18 protein-coding genes and 4 pseudogenes are annotated in these 23,146 nt (G+C 58.4%); 15 read left to right on the top strand and 7 right to left on the bottom strand.

Features of this window, described 5'->3' with window-relative positions:
• Positions 1-134 precede the first annotated feature (134 nt).
• Positions 135-722: an imidazoleglycerol-phosphate dehydratase HisB gene (gene hisB, locus GKR99_15035; GenBank protein ID NKB28787.1), complete on the top strand. Its 588-nt coding sequence runs from the start codon at positions 135-137 to the stop codon at positions 720-722.
• A gap of 4 nt (positions 723-726) precedes the next feature.
• Positions 727-1,365, top strand: a complete 639-nt coding sequence (gene hisH / locus GKR99_15040; GenBank protein NKB28788.1) for an imidazole glycerol phosphate synthase subunit HisH — start codon at positions 727-729, stop codon at positions 1,363-1,365.
• A 12-nt stretch (positions 1,366-1,377) separates the two neighbouring features.
• Here hisH and GKR99_15045 read toward each other — a convergent pair.
• Positions 1,378-2,336 (bottom strand): annotated as a pseudogene (locus tag GKR99_15045) (IS630 family transposase).
• A 20-nt stretch (positions 2,337-2,356) separates the two neighbouring features.
• On the opposite strand from GKR99_15045, the pseudogene GKR99_15050 reads away from it, so the two are divergent.
• Positions 2,357-3,920: pseudogene (locus GKR99_15050) on the top strand (transketolase).
• A 99-nt stretch (positions 3,921-4,019) separates the two neighbouring features.
• Here GKR99_15050 and GKR99_15055 read toward each other — a convergent pair.
• Complete coding sequence (locus GKR99_15055; protein NKB28789.1) at positions 4,020-4,178, bottom strand: hypothetical protein; 159 nt, start codon at positions 4,176-4,178, stop codon at positions 4,020-4,022.
• On the opposite strand from GKR99_15055, the pseudogene GKR99_15060 reads away from it, so the two are divergent.
• Positions 4,137-5,048, top strand: a pseudogene (locus tag GKR99_15060) (transketolase). The gene GKR99_15055 and the pseudogene GKR99_15060 overlap by 42 nt on opposite strands.
• A gap of 220 nt (positions 5,049-5,268) precedes the next feature.
• Positions 5,269-6,675, top strand: coding sequence for a glucuronate isomerase (gene uxaC, locus GKR99_15065; GenBank protein ID NKB28790.1), 1,407 nt, complete (start codon positions 5,269-5,271; stop codon positions 6,673-6,675).
• Positions 6,676-6,855: 180 nt separating this feature from the next.
• Here uxaC and GKR99_15070 read toward each other — a convergent pair whose 3' ends face one another.
• Both GKR99_15070 and GKR99_15075 read right to left on the bottom strand, forming a co-directional pair.
• Entirely contained in the window at positions 6,856-7,950 is a 1,095-nt protein-coding gene (locus GKR99_15070; protein NKB28791.1) for a hypothetical protein, read from the bottom strand.
• 161 nt (positions 7,951-8,111) lie between these two features.
• Entirely contained in the window at positions 8,112-10,289 is a 2,178-nt protein-coding gene (locus GKR99_15075) for a trypsin-like serine protease (GenBank protein ID NKB28792.1), read from the bottom strand.
• Positions 10,290-10,872: 583 nt separating this feature from the next.
• On the opposite strand from GKR99_15075, the gene GKR99_15080 reads away from it, so the two are divergent.
• Both GKR99_15080 and GKR99_15085 read left to right on the top strand, forming a co-directional pair.
• On the top strand, positions 10,873-11,580 hold the full coding sequence (locus GKR99_15080; GenBank protein ID NKB28793.1) for a DUF4102 domain-containing protein: 708 nt from the start codon (positions 10,873-10,875) through the stop codon (positions 11,578-11,580).
• Between the two features lie 107 nt (positions 11,581-11,687).
• Positions 11,688-12,425, top strand: coding sequence for a hypothetical protein (locus tag GKR99_15085; GenBank protein ID NKB28794.1), 738 nt, complete (start codon positions 11,688-11,690; stop codon positions 12,423-12,425).
• Between the two features lie 65 nt (positions 12,426-12,490).
• On the opposite strand, the gene GKR99_15090 is transcribed toward GKR99_15085, so the two are convergent.
• Positions 12,491-12,646 (bottom strand): hypothetical protein, encoded by a 156-nt coding sequence (locus GKR99_15090; GenBank protein NKB28795.1) that lies wholly within the window; start codon positions 12,644-12,646, stop codon positions 12,491-12,493.
• A gap of 368 nt (positions 12,647-13,014) precedes the next feature.
• Between GKR99_15090 and GKR99_15095 the strand changes: the two are divergent.
• Positions 13,015-13,944 (top strand): annotated as a pseudogene (locus GKR99_15095) (IS1182 family transposase).
• Between the two features lie 4 nt (positions 13,945-13,948).
• Here GKR99_15095 and GKR99_15100 read toward each other — a convergent pair.
• A complete protein-coding gene (locus GKR99_15100; GenBank protein ID NKB28796.1) occupies positions 13,949-14,845 on the bottom strand; it encodes an IS3 family transposase in 897 nt (298 codons plus the stop codon).
• A complete protein-coding gene (locus GKR99_15105; GenBank protein ID NKB28797.1) occupies positions 14,791-15,078 on the bottom strand; it encodes a transposase in 288 nt (95 codons plus the stop codon). The genes GKR99_15100 and GKR99_15105 overlap by 55 nt, the downstream gene beginning before the upstream one ends.
• 159 nt (positions 15,079-15,237) lie before the next feature.
• On the opposite strand from GKR99_15105, the gene GKR99_15110 reads away from it, so the two are divergent.
• From GKR99_15110 to GKR99_15140, 7 genes are all read left to right on the top strand, one after another.
• Positions 15,238-15,762 carry a hypothetical protein gene (locus tag GKR99_15110; GenBank protein ID NKB28798.1) on the top strand — a complete coding sequence of 175 codons (525 nt, stop codon included), beginning with the start codon at positions 15,238-15,240 and terminating at the stop codon, positions 15,760-15,762.
• Between the two features lie 134 nt (positions 15,763-15,896).
• On the top strand, positions 15,897-17,462 hold the full coding sequence (locus GKR99_15115; protein NKB28799.1) for an ABC transporter substrate-binding protein: 1,566 nt from the start codon (positions 15,897-15,899) through the stop codon (positions 17,460-17,462).
• A gap of 103 nt (positions 17,463-17,565) precedes the next feature.
• Complete coding sequence (locus tag GKR99_15120) at positions 17,566-18,549, top strand: ABC transporter permease subunit (GenBank protein ID NKB28800.1); 984 nt, start codon at positions 17,566-17,568, stop codon at positions 18,547-18,549.
• Positions 18,549-19,505: an ABC transporter permease subunit gene (locus GKR99_15125; protein ID NKB28801.1), complete on the top strand. Its 957-nt coding sequence runs from the start codon at positions 18,549-18,551 to the stop codon at positions 19,503-19,505. Before GKR99_15120 ends, GKR99_15125 begins: the two co-directional genes overlap by 1 nt.
• On the top strand, positions 19,502-20,476 hold the full coding sequence (locus GKR99_15130; GenBank protein NKB28802.1) for an ATP-binding cassette domain-containing protein: 975 nt from the start codon (positions 19,502-19,504) through the stop codon (positions 20,474-20,476). Before GKR99_15125 ends, GKR99_15130 begins: the two co-directional genes overlap by 4 nt.
• Positions 20,473-21,438, top strand: a complete 966-nt coding sequence (locus GKR99_15135; GenBank protein NKB28803.1) for an ATP-binding cassette domain-containing protein — start codon at positions 20,473-20,475, stop codon at positions 21,436-21,438. Before GKR99_15130 ends, GKR99_15135 begins: the two co-directional genes overlap by 4 nt.
• 247 nt (positions 21,439-21,685) lie before the next feature.
• Positions 21,686-23,131, top strand: a complete 1,446-nt coding sequence (locus GKR99_15140; GenBank protein NKB28804.1) for a hypothetical protein — start codon at positions 21,686-21,688, stop codon at positions 23,129-23,131.
• Positions 23,132-23,146 lie beyond the last annotated feature (15 nt).

A 23,146-nucleotide genomic window follows, 5' to 3' on the forward strand; every position in this document is an offset into this window, starting at 1 on the left:
GCTCGCTTGATACGAAGATTGAACCGCGACGTACTCCCCCTCGACTTAAGCGTATGAACACGCGCGATCAAAGGCCCTTTCGCAGGCAGGGCCACTTCCCTATAACCGCGCCCGAGCGAAGGCGGAGATTTCCCATGCGGCAGGCAACCCTCACCCGAAAGACATCCGAAACCGATATCAGCGTCGAACTGATCCTGGACGGCATTGGCCGGTTCTATAATGCCACCGGTGTCGGCTTCTTCGATCACATGCTGGATCAACTGGCCAAACACGCGATGATCGACCTGAAAGTTCGCGCCGAAGGTGACACCCATATCGACGATCATCACACGGTCGAAGATGTGGGCATTACCATCGGTCAGGCATTGAAAGAGGCACTGGCGGACAAGCGCGGCATCACCCGCTATGGCGAATGCAGCCTGCCGATGGATGATGCGCTGGTTCGGGTGGCTCTGGACCTGTCGGGGCGATCCTACCTGGTCTGGAATGTCGAATTCCCAACCGCCAAGATCGGTGATTTTGACACGGAACTGGTGCGCGAATTCTTCCAGGCGCTGACCTCGAACGCGGGCCTGACCCTGCACGTCGATCTGGCGCATGGGCTGAACAGCCACCACATCGCCGAAGCCGCCTTCAAGGCCGTGGCCCATGCGCTGCGTCAGGCAGTTGCGGTGGATGAACGTAAACAGGGCGAGATCCCGTCGACCAAAGGCGCGCTGTAACTCCGTGACCACAGCTCTGATCGACTATGACAGCGGCAATCTGCACTCGGCCGAGAAAGCGTTCCAGCGCATGGCGGCCGAGGTTGGCGCGGGCGAGGTGGTCGTCACCTCGGACGCCGAGGTCGTGGCGCGTGCGGATCGCATCGTGCTGCCGGGCGACGGCGCCTTTCCCGCCTGCCACGCGGCCCTGACCGGACGGTCGGGCCTTTACGCCGCGATGGTCGAGGCGGTCGAGGGCAAGGGCCGTCCGTTCATGGGCATCTGCGTGGGCATGCAACTGATGGCGACGCAGGGCCTGGAATATACCCCGACCGCTGGACTGGACTGGATTGATGGGACGGTGGATCGGATCGAGCCGGACGATCCCTCGCTAAAGATCCCGCACATGGGTTGGAACGATCTGGTCATCGACGCGCCCCACCCGGTGCTGGAAGGGATCAGCACCGGCGATCACGCCTATTTCGTGCACTCCTACCAAATGCTGGTCGGTGATCCCGCACAGCTTCTGGCGCATTGCGACTATGGCGGCCCGGTTACGGCGGTTGTGGGAACGGGCAACCGGATCGGCACGCAGTTCCACCCCGAGAAAAGCCAGGCGGCAGGCCTGCGCATCATCGCAAACTTCCTGCGTTGGCGACCCTAAAGCGTTTCGACATTAACCTGAGACATATCCGGCGGCCTTAAAGTAGTTCCAGCATTCTACTGGGTCGTAGAGATCGCAGATTGCTCCGATTGCTTCGAAGACCTGGGTAAAGGACCTGGCCCCGATCCGTCGCAAATGGGCTTTCAGTTTAGAGAAGGCCTGCTCGATGGGATTCAGGTCGGGCGAGTACGGTGGCAGGTAAAGGAACCAGCAGCCGTGATTGCGTAAAGCCTGCGTCGCCTCCTTATTCCGGTGGGTTGCCAGGTTGTCGAGAATGACGACAGTGCCGGGGTTGATCTCGGGGACCAGCACTTCGCGGATGTAGGCCGCGAAGGCGGGGCCATCTATCGCTCCCTTGATGACCCAAGGTGCGATCAGCGCGCCTTGGGTCAGGCCCGCGATCAAGGTTTGGGTTCCCCAGCTTCCGAAGGGCGCATCCATCGTCAGGCGCTTACCGCGCTTGGCTCTGCCGCGTAGGCGCGTGAGGTTTGTCTTCACTGCGGTTTCGTCAATAAAGACAACGCGCTCAGGAAAGGTCGCAATGGCTGGCGAGCGGTATCTGAACCAGTCGGCCCGTTGCTGCCTTACCTTGGCGCGGCGGCGCTCGGTTGCGACCAGCGACTTTTTTTGTACGTGAAGCCGAGCCGGGACAGAAGGTTGGCGATGGAGGAGTGATGCACCCGCACACCCTCTGCATCGGCCAGCGCATTACGCAACTCAAAGAGCGTGATGTCAGGGTCTTGTGCGATCAACTCCTCAAAGAATTCCCGATGCGGAGCCAGCTTTCCCTTGCCGCGCGGCGGTCCCTGCCGGGCAGGTTCCGCATGACCCTTCATCCTCACCTGACGCGCCCACCGCGCGCCTGTGGCAGGCGACAGCTTCAACCGCAACGCCGCCGCGCGCCCGCTCAACCCTTCTTCAATGTATCTCTGAAACCGTATCCGAAGCGCAGATGGCAAAGGTGCTGACATGATCCATCCTCCCAAACAGGATGAATCACAGATCAGGTCTCAAGGGAATCCCTCGCGATTCAGGTTCAAGCCGAAACGCTTTAGTATACCGCAATGATCAGATCCAATCCCGGAAGAGCGCCTTGAGCCACCTGAAAACCATCGAACAACGCCTGCTGTGGCTGTCACACTGGATGATCCACAATGCCAACCACATTCGCCCCAAAACGGATGGGATCAAGATCGGCGGGCATCAGGCCAGCTCGGCCTCGATGGTGTCGATCATGACGGCGCTGTATTTTTCGGCCCTCAAGCCTGAAGACCGCGTTGCGGTCAAACCCCATGCCAGCCCGGTGTTTCACGCGATGCAATACCTGATGGGCAATCTGGACCGCGAACGGATGGAGAATTTTCGCGGCTTTGGCGGCGTGCAATCTTATCCCAGCCGCACCAAGGATGTGGATGACGTGGATTTTTCGACCGGGTCTGTCGGGCTTGGCGTTGCGATCACGTCGTTTGCGTCGCTCATTCAGGACTACATCGCGGCCAAGGACTGGGGACAGGATGCGCCCATGGGCCGGATGGTGGCGCTGGTTGGCGATGCCGAGCTGGACGAGGGCAATATCTATGAATGCCTGCAAGAGGGCTGGAAAAACGGCCTGCGCAATTGCTGGTGGATCATCGACTATAACCGTCAGTCGCTGGACGGTATCGTGCGTGAGGGCCTGTTTGAATGGGTCGAGAAAATCTTCGACGTGTTCGGCTGGGATGTCGTGCGGATCAAGCATGGCACGCTGCAACGCGCGGCCTTTGCAGAACCCGGTGGCGAGCGCTTGCGCGGCTGGATAGACGCCTGCCCGAACCAGGATTATTCGGCACTGACCTTCATGGACGGTGCCGTCTGGCGCGAACGGTTGATGGATGATCTTGGCGATCAGGGCGATGTCTCAGCGCTGATAGATAAGCGCAGCGACGCGCAGCGACGCGCAGCTGGCCGAACTGATGGAGAACCTTGGCGGCAACTGTGTCGAGACCATGGACGAGGTTTTTGCAAGCATCGACCATGACCGCCCGACCTGCTTTCTGGCCTATACGATCAAATGCTGGGGCACGCCGATTGCCGGGCATAAGGACAATCACGGCGGGCTGATGAACAAGACTCAGATGGCCGAATGGCAGGCGCATATGGGCGTGGCCGAGGGCCAGGAATGGGAGCCTTTGGCAACCATCGAAGACCGCGATGCGTTCACGGCATTCCTTGATCAGGTGCCGTTCTTTGCCAAGGGCAGGCGGCGGTTTGGCGACGCGCGTCTGGACGTCCCTGCGATTGACATTGATACCGCAAAAGAAACCTCGACCCAGATGGCCTTCGGCAAAATCCTCGACGAGTTGTCGAAGGGTGACAGCGACCTGGCGGCGCGGATCGTGACAACCTCGCCCGATGTGACCGGCACCACCAATCTTGGGCCATGGGTGAACCGGCGCAAGCTGTTCGCCCGTGAAACGCAGGCCGATGCGTTCATTGAAAACCGCATCCCGTCCACCGCGAATTGGGAATTCACGCCGAACGGCCAGCATATTGAATTGGGCATCGCCGAGATGAACCGATTGTGTTGAAAAACTCCGTTTTAGGGCCTGAACGATGATTTTTCTTTCCATGCAGCCCGATCCTAAATTTTTGGCGCGGGGGTCGGCCCAAATCGCCTACATGCGCTCACGCGCAGCCATGCGCTGTCTCGTGGTCAAAGCTTTCCGACTATTTCGCTTCATAGGTTTTCGCAAGAAATCCGCGACGCTCTGATTTCGGAGTTTTTCAACACAATCAACCTGATGCTGCTTCTGGGCGCTGCGGGGCTTAGCCACAGCCTGTTTGGCAAACGTCTGATTCCCATCGGCACCGTCTATGATCCCTTCGTGTGCCGGGGCCTCGATGCGCTGAACTACGCCTGTTATCAGGACGCGCGGTTCCTGCTGGTGGGCACGCCCTCGGGCGTTACGCTTGCACCCGAAGGCGGCGCGCACCAATCGATCGGCACGCCCCTGATCGGGATGAGCCAGGACGGGCTGGCCGCGTTCGAACCGGCATTTGCCGACGAGTTGGCCGTGATCATGCAATGGGCGTTTGATTACATGCAGCGTGACGGCGAAGGTGACCCGGATGAGCGGACCTGGCTGCGCGACGAAACCGGCGGATCGGTCTATTTGCGCCTGACCACCAACCCAATTGAACAGCCCGGCAAGCGCGTCGATGAAGATTTCCGACAGGGCGCCGTTGACGGGGCCTATTGGCTGCGAAAACCGGGCCCGAACTGCGATGTTGTAATCGCCTATCAGGGTGCTGTTGCGCCCGAGGCGATCAAAGCTGCCGCAATGCTGGGGCAAACCCGCCGGGATATCGGCGTGCTGGCGGTGACCTCGGCGGACCGGCTTAACGCTGGTTGGACGGCGGCCCAGCGCGCCCGTGCCAATGGCAACACCGACGCGCGCGCCCATATTGAAACACTCATGCAAGAGTTGCCGCCGCACTGCCGGATCGTCACCCTGCTTGACGGTCACCCTGCCACATTGTCCTGGATCGGTTCCGTTGCCGGACATGTGACCTTGCCCCTGGGGGTCGAGCATTTTGGCCAAACCGGCACAATCGGTGACCTTTACCGGAACCAGGGCATCTGTGCGGCTTCGATCATCGACAGGGTAAATGGGTTGACCGTCGGCCCGAGGGCACGTGTTTGACGGGATCAGGATAAAGCGCGTCAGCAGAACCGGCCCGTGACCGATGGCGCGCGCATGTCCCGATTTGGCGGCTATTGAAAATCAGCTAGCATGCGGATTTCTGTTCTTCAGCTGCGCAAAAAATGCTGGTTGGAAATACTCTGGTAGATATGCCAACAGGGGTGGCGCACATGGAATACAATCTGCACCAGTTCGACGCTGGACGAGGGGGAAGTGAATAATGGCCTTGGCTGTTCCAGATCGCCTGTTCCCCCTCGATTCCGATACTCGCAGCGTTGCCCGCGCGCTTTATGGCGAAGTTGCCGACCTGCCGATTGTCAGTCCGCACGGGCACACTGATCCACGGTGGTACGCCGAAAACAAGAATTTCACTGATCCAGCCGAAATGCTGGTCATTCCCGATCACTATATCTATCGGATGCTGTTTTCTGCGGGCGTGCCGCTGGAGGATTTAGGCATTGCGGGCAACGGATCGGACCGGGTCGAAACTGATGGTCGCAAGATCTGGCGTCTGTTCGCCGCGCATTATTTTCTGTTCCGGGGGACGCCGTCCCGGTTCTGGCTGGACCATTCGTTTCAGGATGTCTTCGGCCTGACCAAACCGCTGTCCGCCGCGACAGCCGACGAATATTATGACCATATATCCGAGCGTCTGGCGCGGCCCGAGTACAAGCCGCGCGCATTGCTTAAGCAGTTCAACATTGAATCGATTGCGACCACCGAAGGCGCGCTTGATGATCTGAAGTGGCACCAGCAAATGGCGCGTATTGACCTGCCAAGCAATGTCATCAGCGCCTATCGTCCCGACACTGTGGTCGACCCCGAATGGGAAGGGTTTGCCGAAAACCTCGACCAGCTTGGGCAGATTACGGGCATGAATACCGACACCTGGGACGGTTACCTTGACGCACATCGGTCCCGGCGCGAATTCTTCAAATCCCTCGGAACGACGTCTACGGATCACGGGCACACGACGGCGCGCACCGAAAACCTGACCAGGTCCGAAGCGTCGGACCTGTTCCAGCGCGTGCGCAAAGGGCAAGCCTCGGCCGAGGATGCCGATGCGTTCCGTGGGCAGATGCTGACCGAAATGGCCCGGATGAGCCTTGATGACGGTCTTGTCATGCAAATCCACCCCAGCAGCGAGCGGAACAATTCGGCCGAGATGATGAAAAAGTTCGGCCGCGATCGTGGGTTCGATATGCCGGGCAAAATGAACTATCTGCGGGCATTGAAGCCGCTGCTTGATGACGTTGGGTTGAACCCGAAACTGACCATTGTTCTGTTCACGCTGGACGAAGGCGCCTATGGCCGCGAGTTGGCGCCGCTGGCGGGGGTATACCCGGCGCTGAAGCTTGGCGCGCCATGGTGGTTCTATGACAGCCCGGAAGGGGCGCGCCGCTATCGCGAGGCAACGACTGAAACCGCCGGAATCTATAACACATCCGGGTTTGTCGACGACGCGCGGACCTTGTGTTCATTGCCTGCGCGCCATGACATGGCCCGCCGGATTGATTGCGCGTACCTGGCAACTTTGGTTCGGACCGGTCGCCTTGGCGAAGCGGACGCAGCCGAGGTCGCGCATGACCTTGCCTATGGGCTGATCAAGAAAACTTACAAACTTTGATGGCGGATGTGGCGCGTGCATTGTGACGCGCGCTGGCTGCCACCACAAAGCGTCACAGCCGGTGGGGCAAACTGCCTTCAATGGCCGTTACGAAAGATGAATTGCAAAAGGGTCCGTACCCAAGTGATATTTTTTTGCAATTGACGATCCCGAAATGGACGATGAGGATTTCCAGTACCCCTATTGTCCGCCATATGATTCAAGTGCCGCGATCGTGCCGCGCCCAAAGACACCATCAATGCTGGAATTGTAGAGTCCAGCGGATTTTAATTCCAACTGGACGGCGCGCCGTAACTCATCATTTAATAATGACGCGTTCCCTTCGATAAAAATAGTCCTTACGTCTGCATCACCAAAACGGAACAGGCCCAGTAATGCTTGCGCTGCCTGCGCCAGCTCATCACCGTCTGTCAGATTGGCGGGCAAGGTTTTGAGGGTTGCCCGATGCGCCGTTGTCGAATTGCGCTGTGCCTGGAACTCCGATGGATTGCGCATTGTTCCGTCGGGTCCGACCAGAACCAGCCCACGCACGATCTGATCATCAAATTCGCCAGCGCCGAATGACTGTCGATCAATTGTCGCAATATCTCCGTCCTGCGAAATCTGGGCTGACCAATTCGCGTGTCCCTTGGCCAGGTCAAGCTGCACCAGCTGCTGGCCCGCGATCAGTGCCTTGTTCCCCGACCCGACCGACGATTTTTCGACATATACCATATTCTCAAGTGGCAATACGGCGCTGTGGGTCGGAGTGTCCTCAGTTGCGGGCCACACACGCAAATTCCGGCTTTCAGGGTCCGACAGGAATATGTACCCGCGACTGTCCACCGTCCCCCAGGTGTCCTTGCCCGCCAAATGCCGTTTGCCGGGGCGGCCCGTGCGCCCGTCAAACGTTCGAATTTCGGCATTTTCGGTATCTTCATCTGTGACTGAAACGATCACTGAACCGTCGGTCGAATACGCAGTATCATTTCCGCCCCAACGCAGCGTCTGCATATTGCCAACCGGGCGGAAGTTGGGAAGCTCTGCAATCTCGCCCTTGCCACCTTCCCAGTCGAAACCGGCCACCAATTTCCCGTCGGGCGAAACCGACAGGTTGCTGAACAATGCGACCTCATCATCGCTCAAATCGCGTGTCTTTATGTGTTTGATATCCGGGAGTTGGCTGATGTCGTGAAGCGAAACACTTCTGATGTCACTGGTAATCAGCCAATCCTGACCCGGAACAAATATGAGGTCGTCAACCTGACCAAATCCATCCTCACCCGACAGGTCCAATCGGGCAAGTTCTGCGCCGCTCCGGGCATTCCAGATCACGACCATTGCATTTGCCTGGGCCGCAACCAGTTTTCCGTCATCAGAAACCGTAAGGTTCTGCGTGTCGGGACAGCATGGCCAATCCCACCCAATCGACGAGTAATCCCCCAGTTCCAGGCCCTTCAAAGTGGCCAGATGTGCCGGGGTTGGGCCACTGACGTCCCAGGTGTCGACCCTGCCGCGCATCGTGGATGTTGCAGCTGTTTTGCCGTCACGGGACGTGGTGACCGACGCGAACCGTCGCGCAGCGCTCGGGCCTCGACCGAGCCATCCAATTTACCGAAATAAGCGATCTCCCGTCTTGGGTTTATCGCAACTGTCGGGGCGTGAATGCGTTGGTCAAAGGAGTCCTGCCAAAGTACGACGCCTTGTTCGGGATCTGACACCGCGATGCCATAGGCACGCCCTGCGGATCCCGCCAGTCCAGAGCCATCGTCAACATCCACGGATGTGAGGATCCATTCCCGGTGCGCACGCCAGGAATTCAGCGTATCCCTCGTGGACGGATCAATTCGATGCAAAGACCCGTCTGCGAAACCCGCGATCATTGTTTGCCCGTCTGCGTTTCGACGTAGGCGGTGCCCGTCCATTTCGATATTGACCGACCAATGCAGTTGCGGGATGTCCGTCCGCTCAAACAGCAGCTCGCCAGTCAATGAATACCCGCGCAGGGCCTGTGTTGTCCCGATGACGATGGATCGCGCGTCCGGGCTGAACGCCACTGTCGCATCAAATGGGCTATCTTCATCGATCTCAAACCGGCGCAAAACGCGTTTTTCTGCAAGATTGAGGATCGTCACTGTCTTGTTTTCGGCCAATGCCGCCAACTTGCCATCCGGGCTGACGTCGATGGTTGAAGGTGTGCTGGTCGGGTTTTCCCAATTAAACCGGTCAATGACGTCAGCGTCGGATATCGAAAAGACAAGCAAGTCGCCGCTGCGTTCCGGCAAAAGGATCCTGTCCGTTCCGGGAATCCGGGCAGAAACGCCCGAAATTTTTGGCAGTTCTACCCTGGTAATGAAGGACAGGTTCGAAGCGTCGCGAATGACAACTCCGGCCACGCCGCTGATTACCGCAAGGCGCGTACCATCTTCGCTGACTTCCAGCGCGTTGATCCGCCTTGGAAAAGCACCTTCTGAATGAAGAACCGACCACCCGTTCGGCAGGCCGTCTTCGATACTATCGCTCAACTCTAGCGCGCTGAAAAGTGACGGTTCATCGGGCGCCTGATCAACACTCGCGTCTGTCGTCACGGGATCGGGGTCGTCTGTGCCGCCGTTGTTGTTTTCGATCGCCGACAAGCGCTCAATTTCATCCAGAACGATCGGACACCCGGAATACCGTTCACGCAGTCGCGTTGCCTGCTGCTTGGTCAGACTGTCGAAATCCGCCAGCACACCGGCGCCCTGGGTACATTCAGGCGCCTGAGGCGCGCGCGTCGTCAAACCCAACGCCGCAGCAACGGCCGCGATCCGCGTGCCGCGGTTGAACGAGTTTGCATTGTCCGGCGCCTCCCCGCCACGGGTGTGCACCCCGAGTATGGCAAGATCGCTTGCGCGCAGGATCAATGCACCGGAACTGCCACCAAAGGTATCGCAGGTGTGACGTATTTCGGCCTCAGGTGCGTTGGGCTGACTGGCGTGAATAAAGCAACCAAACGGATTGAAACGTTTCGGAATACCGCGGGGATGATGCACAATCATCAATTGGCGCCCCGGTTCCAATCGTGTGTCGGTGATCAGTGGAAGCGTACCCCAAGTGTCGCCCGGCGCCCCTGCGGTGTTCAATATCAAAGCGTCCTCATCCGCGGCCAATGCAGCGGGCGCTTGGACATCCACACTGTACGAACGGGCCAAATCGATCCGACCCTCGTTGTCATAGCCCATCAGCAACCGCGCTTCAGCCAGGGACCAATCCTCTGGATCGTCAGAACGCGCGACACCGGCGGGATCAATGCAATGAGCAGCGGTAAGCACGCGGTCCGCGCCGATAAGACTTCCAGTGCAATGCGACATCCGTATCCGGCCATCGTTCCGTCGGAAACACAAGTCGATGCGCCCAATTGCCTGGCCAAAACGGCGAACGCGATTGTCCGGCAAAACAAAGGCGATGGGCTGCCAATCGCCAATAGCGCGCGTCGGATTTCCATCCGCGTCCAAAACGACCGCCTGCGAACCGGTCGATTCAACAAGGCTGTCTTCAAACTGAAACTGGCATTCCTGAGCCGCCGCAAACCCCGCGCTTGCAAGGGATGCCACGCAGAAAATCATCAGCAAACGGAATCGCACAATAACCATCATGGAAGTCTATCGGCTGATTGTGTTGAAAAACTCCGAAATCAGAGCGTCGCGGATTTCTTGCGAAAACCTATGAAGCGAAATAGTCGGAAAGCTTTGACCACGAGACAGCGCATGGCTGCGCGTGAGCGCATGTAGGCGATTTGGGCCGACCCCCGCGCCAAAAATTTAGGATCGGGCTGCATGGAAAGAAAAATCATCGTTCAGGCCCTAAAACGGAGTTTTTCAACACAATCGGCTAAGATCCGCTAATCAAGTCCAGGCACGTATGATTGCGACGCATTCTGAACGCGTGGCGTCAGGGTCTTATTGCTGCGACCGCTGTGCACATTCGGATAACGTCTGCCCGACGCCAAGCGGCAGGACCCCGACATCCCACTTGACCGCAGAATGCCAATGAAATAGCCCGTAAACCGTCTTAGCGGGCGTTGTGTAATGGTAAGACCTCAGCCTTCCAAGCAAAACTTGTGAGTATCACTGGGTAGCACATCGTTGCTTAGTCTTTCATTTTATTATATTTTGTCTAGCACGTACCACCATCAAGCATCACCTTGTATCATTACACTTCCGACAAAATGCCGACAAAATGCCGAAGCTTACAGAAACCTATGTTGGCAAGATCCCTCAGGCGTCGGAGGGGACAAAGAAGGTCTGGGACAAAGAGATCAAGGGTCTCGTTCTGTTCGTCGGCAAGCGCGCGAAGACTTGGTATTTCCAAAAAGACGTCGGTGGGCAAACCAAACGTATTCTGATTGGTCGTTACCCGATGATCTCTGCAAAGGCGGCACGGCAGACGGCGATGGGGCTCGCGCTCGAGATGGGCCGAGGAGCGGGGCGCGCGGCCCAAATTGGGGCGCCGACGCTCGAACAAGCCATGGAAGCATATCTCGCACGTCCAAAACTTCGCTCGGAGGCACACAAAGATGGCATTCGAGGCCAGTTCGATTTGCATCTCAAAGACTGGATGCGCTTGCCGCTCGACGAGATCTCCAAGGCCATGGTGGCCGAGCGTCACGACCGACTGTCAGACCGACCATCGACAGCGAACCACACCCTCAAATATTTTCGCACGGTCTGGAACCATGCCCGAAGGACCTACGATCTCGCTGAGTGCCCAACGATGGCGATCGAGTGGTGTGAGGAGCGGCCTATACTGTCGGAGACGTCAGCACCTGAAGCCCTGCGTCTTCGTTATCGCCTGCTGGGAGTGCCGTTGACGGTCGCAACAGTTGATCTGAGCGCCGAGTGGCCAGAAATCCATAGAGAACTCATAGAGTTGGTAGGCCAACCTTAAACCCAATAGCCGGTGCCGGCAGCTTGTGCTTCGGACCCGACAGCAAAAATATTGAAGCAATTTTGGCCGTTCGTGCTATCATCACGACATTTAGAGGAGAATTTTTTATGAAAATCCTTGGACTCCTAACTGCCCTGTCGTTTGCATTCCCGATCATTGCGCAAGCCGCCGATCTCCGGATTGGCGCTTGGAACATCCAAGACCTACATCATCAGGAAGGATTCAGTCTTCGCGATTTTGGGAACACCCAGAGCGTGAAGCGAAAAGCGAAAGACTTCGAACTCTTGGAAAAGTATCGAGATAGCTTCGGAGCAGATGAACGTCCTGCAGATGTAATAGCCTTGCAAGAAATCGGAACGAAGGCAGCGCTCGATCGCCTGTTTCCAGCGTCAGATTACGATACGGTGATGTCGCCTCGCTGGGTCGATGATGACGCCCTTGAAGGCCAAGGGGATGTTTACACAGCAATCGCCGTCCGAAAGGCTTCCGGAGCTCAAATAGTCCAGCGCGAGGGCTTTCCAGAGCTGTCTGTTCTGCATTCTGACGGACGTCCAACCCGTGCAGGCACGGGCGCACTCATTGACACAGATGGGCACCGGTTTTGGTTTCTGTCGGTCCATCTGAAGTCCAGTTGTGCAACCACCAAGAGCGCACACAAGTCGACAAGCGATGATTGTGAAACGCTCTGGAAACAGGTCCCAATTCTTGCTGAATGGATTGAGGAAAAACGTGCGACGGGGATTCCAGTCATCGTCGCAGGTGACTTCAATCGAAGGTTTCGCCAGTTTCAGAGCGAAGGCCCGGTTTGGGAAGATTGTGTTGAAAAACTCCGTTTTAGGGCCTGAACGATGATTTTTCTTTCCATGCAGCCCGATCCTAAATTTTTGGCGCGGGGGTCGGCCCAAATCGCCTACATGCGCTCACGCGCAGCCATGCGCTGTCTCGTGGTCAAAGCTTTCCGACTATTTCGCTTCATAGGTTTTCGCAAGAAATCCGCGACGCTCTGATTTCGGAGTTTTTCAACACAATCGGAAGGATTGAACGGCACACCGCCGGAGAATGACATCGTAACCCCTTGGCTGATCCAGCATCCAAGAACGGTGACGCGACAGTGTCCCACCCGTAAGGGGGCAAGCACACAGCCAATAGATTGGGTACTTATTGATTTCGATTTGGACGCAAGCTTCGTTGATGGATCATTTTGGGAACGCAGATTCGAACATAACGACGTAGCGCAAGCGCAGAATGGGAAAGGCCTCAGCGACCACTGCCCGATCAGCATAGATCTGGAGTTGGACTAGATTGGTTGCCTGGAGGAATCGGGGTTTCTGCATTGGCACACTGAAGGGGAACGGCTAATTTTGTTGAAAAACTCCTGCTTGATCGAGGGCTATGGCGCTGATTCAATCCTCTCAACAAGCGGGAGGATCAGCCATGATGGGACCGAGGCAGGAAGCACAGGCGGCGCTGTTCTATGAGTTCTCGCTGGAAGACCATGTCCCGCAAGATCACCTGCTGCGATCGATTGATCGTTTCGTCGATCTGAGCAGCATCCGCGCCCATCTTGCCGATTTCTACAGCCACACCGGTCGTCCTTCGATCGATCCTGAACTGCTGATCCGGATGCTGATCGTCGGTTACTGCTTCGGCATCCGGTCCGAGCGGCGGCTCTGTGAAGAGGTACACTTGAACCTCGCGTACAGGTGGTTTTGTCGGCTCGACCTGGCCGATCGGGTGCCGGATCACTCGACCTTTTCAAAGAACCGGCATGGTCGGTTCCGCGAGAGTGAGCTGCTGCGCCATCTCTTCGAGACCACGGTCGCGCGATGCATCGCCGAAGGTCTCGTCAGCGGTCAGCGCCTGGCCGTCGATGCCAGCTTGATCGAGGCGGATGCCAACAAGCAGTACTCTGCGCCAAAGGAAGAATGGGACATTGCGCGGATCGATGCAGACGCTGCACCCCGCGCGGTCCGCGAGTATCTCGACACTCTGGATGAGGCCGCATTCGGAGCAGCGACACCGGTCGAGCCAAAGTTCACGTCCTATTCCGACCCAGCCAGCCAGTGGACGGCGGCGCGTAAGGGTCCCGCATTTTTTGCCTACTCCGACAACTATCTCATCGATACCGATCATGGTGTCATCGTCGACGTGGAAGCGACACGGTCGATCCGTCAAGCCGAGGTGGGGTCAACCAAGACGATGCTGAAGCGGGCCAAAGAGCGCTTCGATCTTCATCCCGAACGGCTGATCGCCGACACCGCCTACGGATCGGGACCCATGCTCGGATGGCTGGTGGGTGAAAAGATCGCACCGCACATCCCGGTCTTCGACAAAGCCGGGCGCACCGATGGCACCTGGTCCCGAGTGTCTAGCCCCCAAGTTCTGGGCCATTTCTGATTAGAGTTTCTGGCATTGGTGGTCGCATGTTCAGAGCCTGGTGCGGACGTGTGTGGTTGTACTGCTTAAGCCAATGATTGATGACGATCTGTGCCTGTTTCGTTGTTGTGAACCATTCAGCGTTGAGGATCTCGTGCCGGAGAGTGCCGTTGAACCTCTCGTTGTATCCGTTTTCCCAAGGGGACCCCGGATAGATTCTAATTGGTCGAACACCAACGCGAACCAACCACTCCTGCATCGCCTTGGCTACGAACTCTGGGCCGTTGTCGGAGCGGATATACTCCGGCGTGCCATGGCAGAGGAGCAGCGGATATAGCGCCTCCAGAACATCTTCGGCGCCCATCCTGCTGCGAACTTCCACGGCCAGGGCCTGCCGGGTGTACTCATCCAGAACGGTCAGCATCTTGTAGCTCCGGCCATTGCTGAGCTTGTCGTGAACGAAGTCGATGCTCCAGATGTGGTTCGGATGCGTCGGCCTGAGGCGAATGATCGAGCTGTCCTTGTGATAAAGCCGTCTGCGCTTCCTGTGCCGCTGCGGGAGTTGCAGTCCTTCTTCCTGCCAGAGACGCTCAACCTTCTTATGATTGACCCGCCAGCCCTCGATGCGCAGGAGTTCCGAAACTTTACGATAGCCGTAGCGCCCATATTGCTTGGCCAGGCGGATCAAAGCGAGCCGTAGAGCATCATCGTCTTTTGGCGCGGGTCGATATTGCAGAGAGTTTCGCGCCAGACCGACGACCCGGCAGGTCCTCCGCTCCGAGGTCGCGAGCTTTTGGCGCGTATGAATAACGGCCTGACGGAGCTCCCCAGTCGTCAGGCCCTGGGCTTTAAGTAGTTCAGGCTTTCTTTGAGGATCAGCTTGTCCAATTCAAGCTCAGCGACGATCTTCTTGAGACGCCCATTCTCCTTTTCCAGGCTGCGCATCTCCGACAACTGCGACCGTCCCATACCACCAAACCGTTTCCGCCAGTTGTAATATGTCGCATCGCTGATGCCGACGCTACGACACGCCGATGCAACGTCACTTCCTCCCGTCAGCTTCAGCTCAATCTCACGCAGCAGCTTCAATACATCTTCGTCCGAATGCCGTTTCCGTGCCATTACATATTCCCCTCTCAAGACCAATGTAGTGGCCCAGTTTTAGGGGGGAAGGACACACTGGCGGGCCATCAAGTGGCTTTCCCTGCCAGTCCTCGGCTGAGTTTGAATGACAATTGCGTATCGAGCGATCTAGAACGCCATAGCGGATGCTCAACAAACTTGGATTTTCCGGTACAACCATGGACCAGCCCGGATGAGGAACTGCTTCATGAGCGCGACGGTCCAATCAGTTTTCGTTACATCGTTGTTTCCACCGTTCAGCCAGATTGCCGCGACGGTGATTTCTGCCTGAAACAAGAGGAAATCGACAATTGGTGTAGCGAGTATCGGCCCGATCAAGCTAACAGCATTTGGTGCCGCGATTCTCCGCCAATGCGATTTTCGTTCCGTACCGATGCGCAAATGGAGTCAATTGATCACCCAACGTACAAAGACGAGCCAGATCTTGCTGCGCGCTTTTCTGACACCCCGCTTGGTCGAGGATGGGTCAAGTGCTACTATCACCCCGACACGAGCAGAACTGACCAGCAAGGTGAACAGTGCTGGCTCAGATTCAATCTGGCAGAAGGCTTCAAGGTGTCTCTGAGTCCACGCCGTGCGCAGATCACATCTGGCGATCCGTCTTTGATGGCAACAATTGCTCTGATACCCGAATACTGGACAGCTCTGACGGACGTGCGTTAGCGGATATTCGAGACGACTGCAGCAGCACTCACTTTGTCTTCGCAGCAGCCCTCCACCCCCACACATCTGCTTGTGAATGGACCCCGGCCCCGGGTGTGTTAAGCTCGGGCGATACCAACACGGGAGAAACTCTGATGTCACGCACGTTATGCGCCATTGCGCTGGGGGTGGCGTTTGCTGCGCCCGCACTCGCCGAAGATTTCAAATGGGCGGTCACCACCGATCCGCAGACGATGGACCCGCATGCGGTCAATTCGTCGCCTGTTCTGGGCTTCCTCAACAACGTCTACGAAGGGCTGGTGCGGCGCGGTAAGGACATGGGTGTCGAACCTGCGCTGGCCACCGCTTGGGAACCGATTGGCGAAGGCGAGGGCTGGCGCTTCACCCTGCGCGAGGGCGTGACCTTCCATAACGGAGCGGATTTCAACGCAGACGACGTGATCTTTTCGTACCAGCGCGCCTCGGACGAAGCCTCCGACACCCGCAGCTGGTTCGCCCCGGTCAGCGAGGTCATCAAGGTCGATGACGTCACGGTCGATTTCATGACATCGGCCCCGAACCCGCTGTTCCCAAGCAGCATCGCCAACTGGATGATCATGGACAGCGGTTGGGCCGAAGCGAACAATGCCGCGCTGCCTGACAAGGAAGCCGGAAATTTCGCCACCATCAACACCAACGGCACCGGCGCCTTCAAGGTGACCGCACGCGAACCCGGATTGCGTACCGTGCTGCAACCGCACACCGATTGGTGGGGCGAGGCCGAACACAACATCACCCGCGCCGAACTGACGCCGATCCAGAACCCGGCGACCGCATTGGCAGCCCTGCTGTCGGGCGACGTTGATTTCATCAACCCGGTGCCGATCCAGGATGTCGCGCGGCTTCAAGGCAACGCCGGCGTCAAGGTGATCCAGGGCATCGAGGCGCGCGTCATCATGCTCGGCTTCCCGCATGAGGCTGAGGCGCTGAAGTATTCCTCCGAAACCTCTGACGCCAATCCATTCGCAGACGCCCGTGTCCGTCAGGCCGTGGCCCATGCGGTCAACGTCCCGGCGATCCTACAAACCATCATGCGCGGCAATGCCGAGGAGGTGAGCCAGCTGGTTTCGCCCGCGATGAACGGATATTCCACCGGGCTTGCGGCGCGCCCGGCCTATGACCCGGATGCAGCGCGTGCGCTGTTGGCCGATGCGGGCTATGGCGACGGATTCTCGTTCGGCCTGAAATGCCCCAACAACCGCTATCTGAACGATGAAGCGGTTTGTCAGGCGATCACCGGGATGCTGGCGCAAGTCGGGATCAACGCGACGCTGGACGCGATGCCGGTGCAAAACTACTGGCCGGAACTGCGCGAGGACAACTTCGACATGTACCTGCTGGGCTGGTCGCCCGGCACGTTTGATGCCGAACATCCGATCCGCTTCCTCGCTTCGACCCCGAATCCGGACAAAAAACTGGGCTCGTGGAATTTCGGTGGCTATTCGAACGCCCGCGTCGATGAGCTGTTGCCGATGATCCAGTCCGAGATTTATCCTGCGAAGCGCCAGGCGATGGTGGATGAGGCCCACAAGATACTTCAGGACGACGTTGCCTATGTGCCGCTATATGTGCAGCCTCTGGTCTGGGGCACGCGCAGCAATATCGACCTAACGCAGCGTCCGGACAATTTCTTCATCCTGCGCTGGGTGACGGTCAACTAATCTGCTAAGGAAAACCGGTGCGGCCCCGGTGGTGAACCCGGGCCGCACCCGATAGAACAAAAGACGCCGGGACGCACCCGGGCAAAGGGGATACTCGCACCATATGGCGGCCTTCATTATCAGGCGCATCGGCCAATCGCTTCTGGTCCTGCTGATCGTGGGGCTGGTCGCGTTCTCGATGTTCCATTTCGTCGGCGACCCGATCGACAACATGTTGGGCCAGGAACGCACGATCGAAGATGTTGAGCGTCTGCGCGCCCAGCTTGGCCTCGATCAACCCTTCCCGGTTCAATATTACCGATTTCTTGAAAACGCCGTGCAGGGCAATTTCGGTGTCAGCTATCGGCAGGGGCGTCCGGTGTCTGAAATTCTGCTGGAACGTGCCCCTGCAACTTTAGAGCTGGCGGCAGTGTCCGGCGTTCTTGCGATCCTGTTCGGAATCGCGTTGGGCGTGTTCACCGCGATCCGACGACAAGGGGTGGCGGCCAACATCATCATGGCGACCTCGCTCATCGGGGTATCCCTGCCGACCTTCCTGATCGGCATTCTGCTGATCTATCTGTTCTCGGTCGAACTGGGATGGCTTCCGTCCTTCGGGCGCGGAGAGGTGGTCAAACTGGGCAATTGGTGGAGCACGGGGATCCTGACGGAAAGCGGGTTGAAGGCCCTGATCCTGCCCGCGATCACGCTTGGCCTTTATCAGATGACACTGATCATGCGGCTTGTTCGTTCGGAAATGCTGGAGGTGCTGCGACAAGATTACATCCGCTTCGCGCGTGCGCGCGGGCTTAAGGACCGCGCCGTCAACTTCCGCCACGCGCTGAAAAACACCATGGTGCCGGTCGTCACCGTCATTGGCCTGCAACTGGGCGCGATCATTGCATTCGCCATTATTACCGAGACGGTCTTTCAGTGGCCCGGCGTCGGATTGCTGTTCATCAACGCGATCCAGTTCGTCGATATCCCGGTGATGGCCGCCTATCTGATGCTGATTTCGGTCATGTTTGTCGGCATCAACCTGATCGTCGATATCCTTTATGTCTTCATTGACCCGCGCCTGCGCGCAGACCGGACGGGGGCGCATTGATGACTGACACGCCTGCCCCGACGCCCACGGTTGCCAAAGAAAAAAGCCGCTGGCAGAGTTTCCGCGAAAGCGATTTCTTCTATGCGTTCAAACGCTCGCCGGTCGCGATCATCTCTTTCACCGTGGTTTGTATTCTTGTGCTGTCGGCGGTCTGTGCGCCGCTGTTCGCCACGACGAACCCGTTCGACCCGGCCAGCCTGAACCTGATGGACGGCTTCACGCCGCCGATGGAACCCAACGCCTTTACCGGCAACAGTTTCATCCTTGGCACGGATGATCAGGGGCGCGACCTCTACTCGACGATCCTCTATGGCATGCGAATATCCCTGTTCGTCGGCGCGGCGGCGGTGCTGCTGGCGATGGTGATCGGGATCACGCTGGGGCTGCTCTCGGGCTATTTCGGTGGCTGGACGGAAACGATCATCATGCGGGTTGCAGACGTGCAACTGACCTTTCCGTCGATCCTTGTGGCGATGCTGATCTTTGGCGTCGCCAAGGGCATCACGCCGGTTGAATACCGCGACCAGATGGCGATCTGGGTGCTGATCCTGGCCATCGGCCTGTCCGACTGGGTGCAATTCGCCCGCGTTGTGCGCGGCGCGACTTTGGTCGAGCGCAACAAGGATTACGTCGCCGCCGCCCGCCTGATCGGGCGCAGCCCCTGGGCGATCATGATCAAGCACATCCTGCCCAATGCCCTGTCTCCAGTGCTGGTGATCGCGACCATCTCGCTCGCGCTGGCGATCATTGCCGAAGCGACGCTGTCCTTCCTTGGCGTCGGCGCACCGCCCACGCAGCCATCGCTTGGCACGCTGATCCGCATCGGCCAGGGCTTCCTGTTCTCGGGTGAGTGGTGGATCCTGTTCTTCCCGGCAGGCACACTTCTGGCGCTGGCCCTGTCAGTGAACCTGCTAGGCGACTGGTTGCGGGATGCATTGAACCCGAGGCTGCGGTGAGCGAACCCGTCCTCTCTGTCCGCGACCTGTCGGTCGAAATCCCCACCCGTGCGGGGATTGTGAAACCGGTTGACGGCGTCAGCTATGACATCAGCAAGGGCGAAATCCTCGGCGTTGTCGGGGAAAGCGGCGCGGGTAAGTCGATGGCCGGGAATGCGGTGATTGGTTTGTTAAGCCCGCCTGCGCATATTTCCGGCGGTGAGATCTGGCTGAACGGCAAGCGGATCGACCACTTGCAGGGTGAGGCGATGCGGCGTCTGCGCGGCAAGGACATCGGCATGGTGTTTCAGGACCCGCTGACCTCGCTCAACCCGCTGCTGACCATCGGTGACCAGCTGAGCGAGACGATACAGACGCATCTACCCATCGGGCGGCGCGAGGCGGAAAAACGCGCCATAGCGGCGCTGGACGAGGTCGGCATCCCCGGTGCCGCCGACCGGATCGACAGCTATCCGCACGAATTCTCTGGCGGGATGCGCCAGCGTGTCGTGATCGCTCTGGCCCTTTGCGCGGAACCGAGCCTGGTGATCGCCGATGAACCGACGACAGCGCTTGATGTCTCCGTTCAGGCGCAGATCATTGCGCTGTTGCGCAGCCTGTGCCGGGATCGCGGCACCGCCGTGATGCTGATCACCCACGATATGGGCGTCATTGCCGAGGCGGCGGACCGTGTCGCCGTCATGTATGCGGGGCGTCTGGCGGAACTGGACACGGTGCGCGATGTTCTGACGCGTCCGCAGCATCCCTATACAGACGGCCTCATGGCCTCGACCCCGCTGGCCTCGCAAGGGCAGACGCGATTGCACCAGATTCCCGGCTCGATGCCGCGGCTGACCCAGATGCCTGACGGTTGCGCCTTCCATCCCCGATGCCCCTACGCGCAGGACAAGTGCCGCAGTGCCCCGCATCCGACGATTGATGGCGGGCGCGCCGCCTGTTGGTATCCGCTGCTGCAAGAGGCGGCAGAATGAACGCCTATGTGAAGATCAAGGGGCTGACGCGCATTTTCGACGTCTCCAAACCCTGGCTGAACCGATTGGTCGAGCGTCGAAGCAAAGCGTTCCTGACAGCCGTGTCCGAGGTTGATCTGCAGATCGAGGAACGCACAACTTATGCGTTGGTCGGCGAAAGCGGTTCTGGAAAGTCGACCATCGGGCGGATGCTTGTCGGCCTGCTGAGCCCGACCAGGGGCGAAGTCGAGATTGAAGGCGTGAACCTTGCCACGGAAACGGACGTCGCAAAGATCGCGTCGGTGCGCTCGAACATTCAGATGATCTTTCAGGATCCCTTTGCGTCGCTCAACCCGCGCTGGCGGGTGCGCGATATCATTGTGGAACCGGTCGCCTCGAAGGGCGAAGACACGAACGGTCTGGCCGAGCGGCTGCTGGAACAGGTTGGCCTCCATCCCGGCGACGCCGGGAAGTTCCCGCATGAATTCTCTGGCGGTCAGCGACAACGTATCTGCATCGCGCGTGCGCTTGCCTCCAATCCGCGGCTGATTGTCTGTGACGAACCGACCTCGGCGCTGGATGTCTCGGTGCAGGCGCAGGTTCTGAATTTGATGAGTGACCTCAAAGACGACCTGGGCCTGACCTATCTGCTGATCACCCATGACCTGACCGTCGTGCGTCATATGGCCGACCGGATCGGTGTTCTGTACCTTGGGCGACTGGTCGAAGAAGCCGATCCGAAATCGCTGTTTGAGACACCCAAGCATCCCTACACCCAGATGCTTCTTGAGGCTGCGCCGCGCATGGACGGGTTCGGGCGCGAAGTTGACCCGCCACAAGGCGAGATCCCTGATCCGATCGACCCGCCGAATGGCTGCGCGTTCCATCCGCGCTGTCCCATCGCAACAGATATTTGCCGGCAAGAGCGGCCCCAAAGCCGCCGGGTCGGCGATGCACTGGTCGCCTGCCACCTGGCTGAGTGAACGGCGCGACACATCCGGGCGGCAGCCCGTGAACAGACCAGTTGACAAAATCCTTGGCCTGTTCAGTCCATCGGATTACAAGTTGACCGTAGGTCAACAGCCGCACATCGGCTGCATTATGGCCTCGCACAAAAATTGAACCGCGACGTGCAAACATTAGACTTATGCATGTTGAAGGCAGAACGTTATTGAAGGGTCCAATCCTATTCCTGTTTCGGAACGACATATTGGAAGGCTTATCTGCAACTTGCGGAATGCCGCGCTGATCGCTGCATTTTCCAGTACGTGGGCGCAGGCTCAATCCCCGACGATCAGCCCTGATCTGCAGGCCCGCCAGCTGGATCAATACGAGGCGGTCGAAAACAAAACCGTCCTTGCGTTGCAGCCGTTCCGAACCAGTCAAAAGCGGCAATCCGCAGACGGCATCGGGCTGGAGCTTGTTTCGATGCATCCGGCCGCCAACACCTGGTTCATTCTGACCGTGACAGACCCCGAAGGAAGGCGCCGCAGCTATCACCTTGAAAGCGCCAAGCCGAACGAACTCCGAACCTATCTGACCGAGGAACCAGATCCGCAACTGGCGGTCACCAGCGCGAAATCTGGCGATTTTCATTGCCGTCCCTGGGCAGGTGACGAGCCAGAACTTGAAGAAGCCACCAACACCGGGCTTCCCTATTCGCCGATCTGCGGTGGCCGGGTTTTCGTCCGAAACGAAGTCGCGGGGTCGCGCACCAATCGCGAGGCTGTCACCGAGTTTTTGCGCGACAATGTCTGGTTTGGCGAAAGCATCATCGGCTTGATCAAAAGCACTTTTTACCAGGACGCTTATTTTTCGACGGCCGAGACGTCCAGCGAACTGGATGCCGGTCAGGTGGTCGCCGCGCTCGGCACAGCCAATCTGGAACATCGCCCCGTCATGGCGGCCTATATGGGATTCGATCTTGCGGGCGCAAACGGTGGCCGGATGGAGGCCGGTAGCTGGTACGCAGTCAACAACGTGCCCGATATTTATGCCAGCGTCCTGCAACCCGGCATGATCAACCGGGACATTTTGAACGCCAAAGATGGTACTGGCGCGCTGGACAGGGTTGAGCGGCTCGCCGACGTCTACTTTGTCGCCTTCGACCTTGAACGCTTCGAAATGGGCTACGAACTTGGGACCGAGCATCCACGAGTGGATTGGTCACCCCGCCCACGCGGTGGCGGGCGCAACTGGGATCTGGTCGGCCCGGACGGAATTGACCAGACGGACCCGCTTATCCGCGTCGGTATGCTCAGCCCCGCACTCGGGGGGCGCGTCGCTGCCGCGTTCACTGGCGGCTTCAAACGTCACCACGGTGCTTTCAAATTCGGGGAATTCGCGACATTCAACAACGGCCACCACTACGGCTTCATTTCCAACGGGGTCGTGCTTAGCAAATTACAACCCAGCCTGGCGACGCTGTATGTCTTGATGGATGGGACCATCGGCATGAAAACCTGGGGTGATGCGGACGATCCCCCGCTGCGTGACACTCGACATGCGCGCCAGAACGGGTTTCCCCTTCTGCATCCTGATCCGGATTCCGGCCAGATCGTACCACATTCACATATCCGGCAGTATGGTCAAGGCAACTGGTCGGGGTCCGCCGATGCAGAGTTTCGCACCCTAAAGCGTTTCGGCTTGAACCTGAATCGCGAGGGATTCCCTTGAGACCTGATCTGTGAT

The sequence above is a fragment of the Paracoccaceae bacterium genome, assembly GCA_012103375.1.
In the GTDB taxonomy this organism is placed as follows: Bacteria; Pseudomonadota; Alphaproteobacteria; order Rhodobacterales; family Rhodobacteraceae; genus WLWX01.

Coding starts and splice junctions, on each gene's coding strand:
- hisB (NKB28787.1), top strand. CDS start 135: ATGCGGCAGGCAACCCTCACCCGAAAGACATCCGAAACCGATATCAGC.
- uxaC (NKB28790.1), top strand. CDS start 5,269: ATGGCCTTGGCTGTTCCAGATCGCCTGTTCCCCCTCGATTCCGATACT.
- GKR99_15075 (NKB28792.1), bottom strand. CDS start 10,289: ATGATGGTTATTGTGCGATTCCGTTTGCTGATGATTTTCTGCGTGGCA.
- GKR99_15080 (NKB28793.1), top strand. CDS start 10,873: ATGCCGAAGCTTACAGAAACCTATGTTGGCAAGATCCCTCAGGCGTCG.
- GKR99_15085 (NKB28794.1), top strand. CDS start 11,688: ATGAAAATCCTTGGACTCCTAACTGCCCTGTCGTTTGCATTCCCGATC.
- GKR99_15090 (NKB28795.1), bottom strand. CDS start 12,646: ATGTCATTCTCCGGCGGTGTGCCGTTCAATCCTTCCGATTGTGTTGAA.
- GKR99_15105 (NKB28797.1), bottom strand. CDS start 15,078: ATGGCACGGAAACGGCATTCGGACGAAGATGTATTGAAGCTGCTGCGT.
- GKR99_15115 (NKB28799.1), top strand. CDS start 15,897: ATGTCACGCACGTTATGCGCCATTGCGCTGGGGGTGGCGTTTGCTGCG.
- GKR99_15120 (NKB28800.1), top strand. CDS start 17,566: ATGGCGGCCTTCATTATCAGGCGCATCGGCCAATCGCTTCTGGTCCTG.
- GKR99_15125 (NKB28801.1), top strand. CDS start 18,549: ATGACTGACACGCCTGCCCCGACGCCCACGGTTGCCAAAGAAAAAAGC.
- GKR99_15135 (NKB28803.1), top strand. CDS start 20,473: ATGAACGCCTATGTGAAGATCAAGGGGCTGACGCGCATTTTCGACGTC.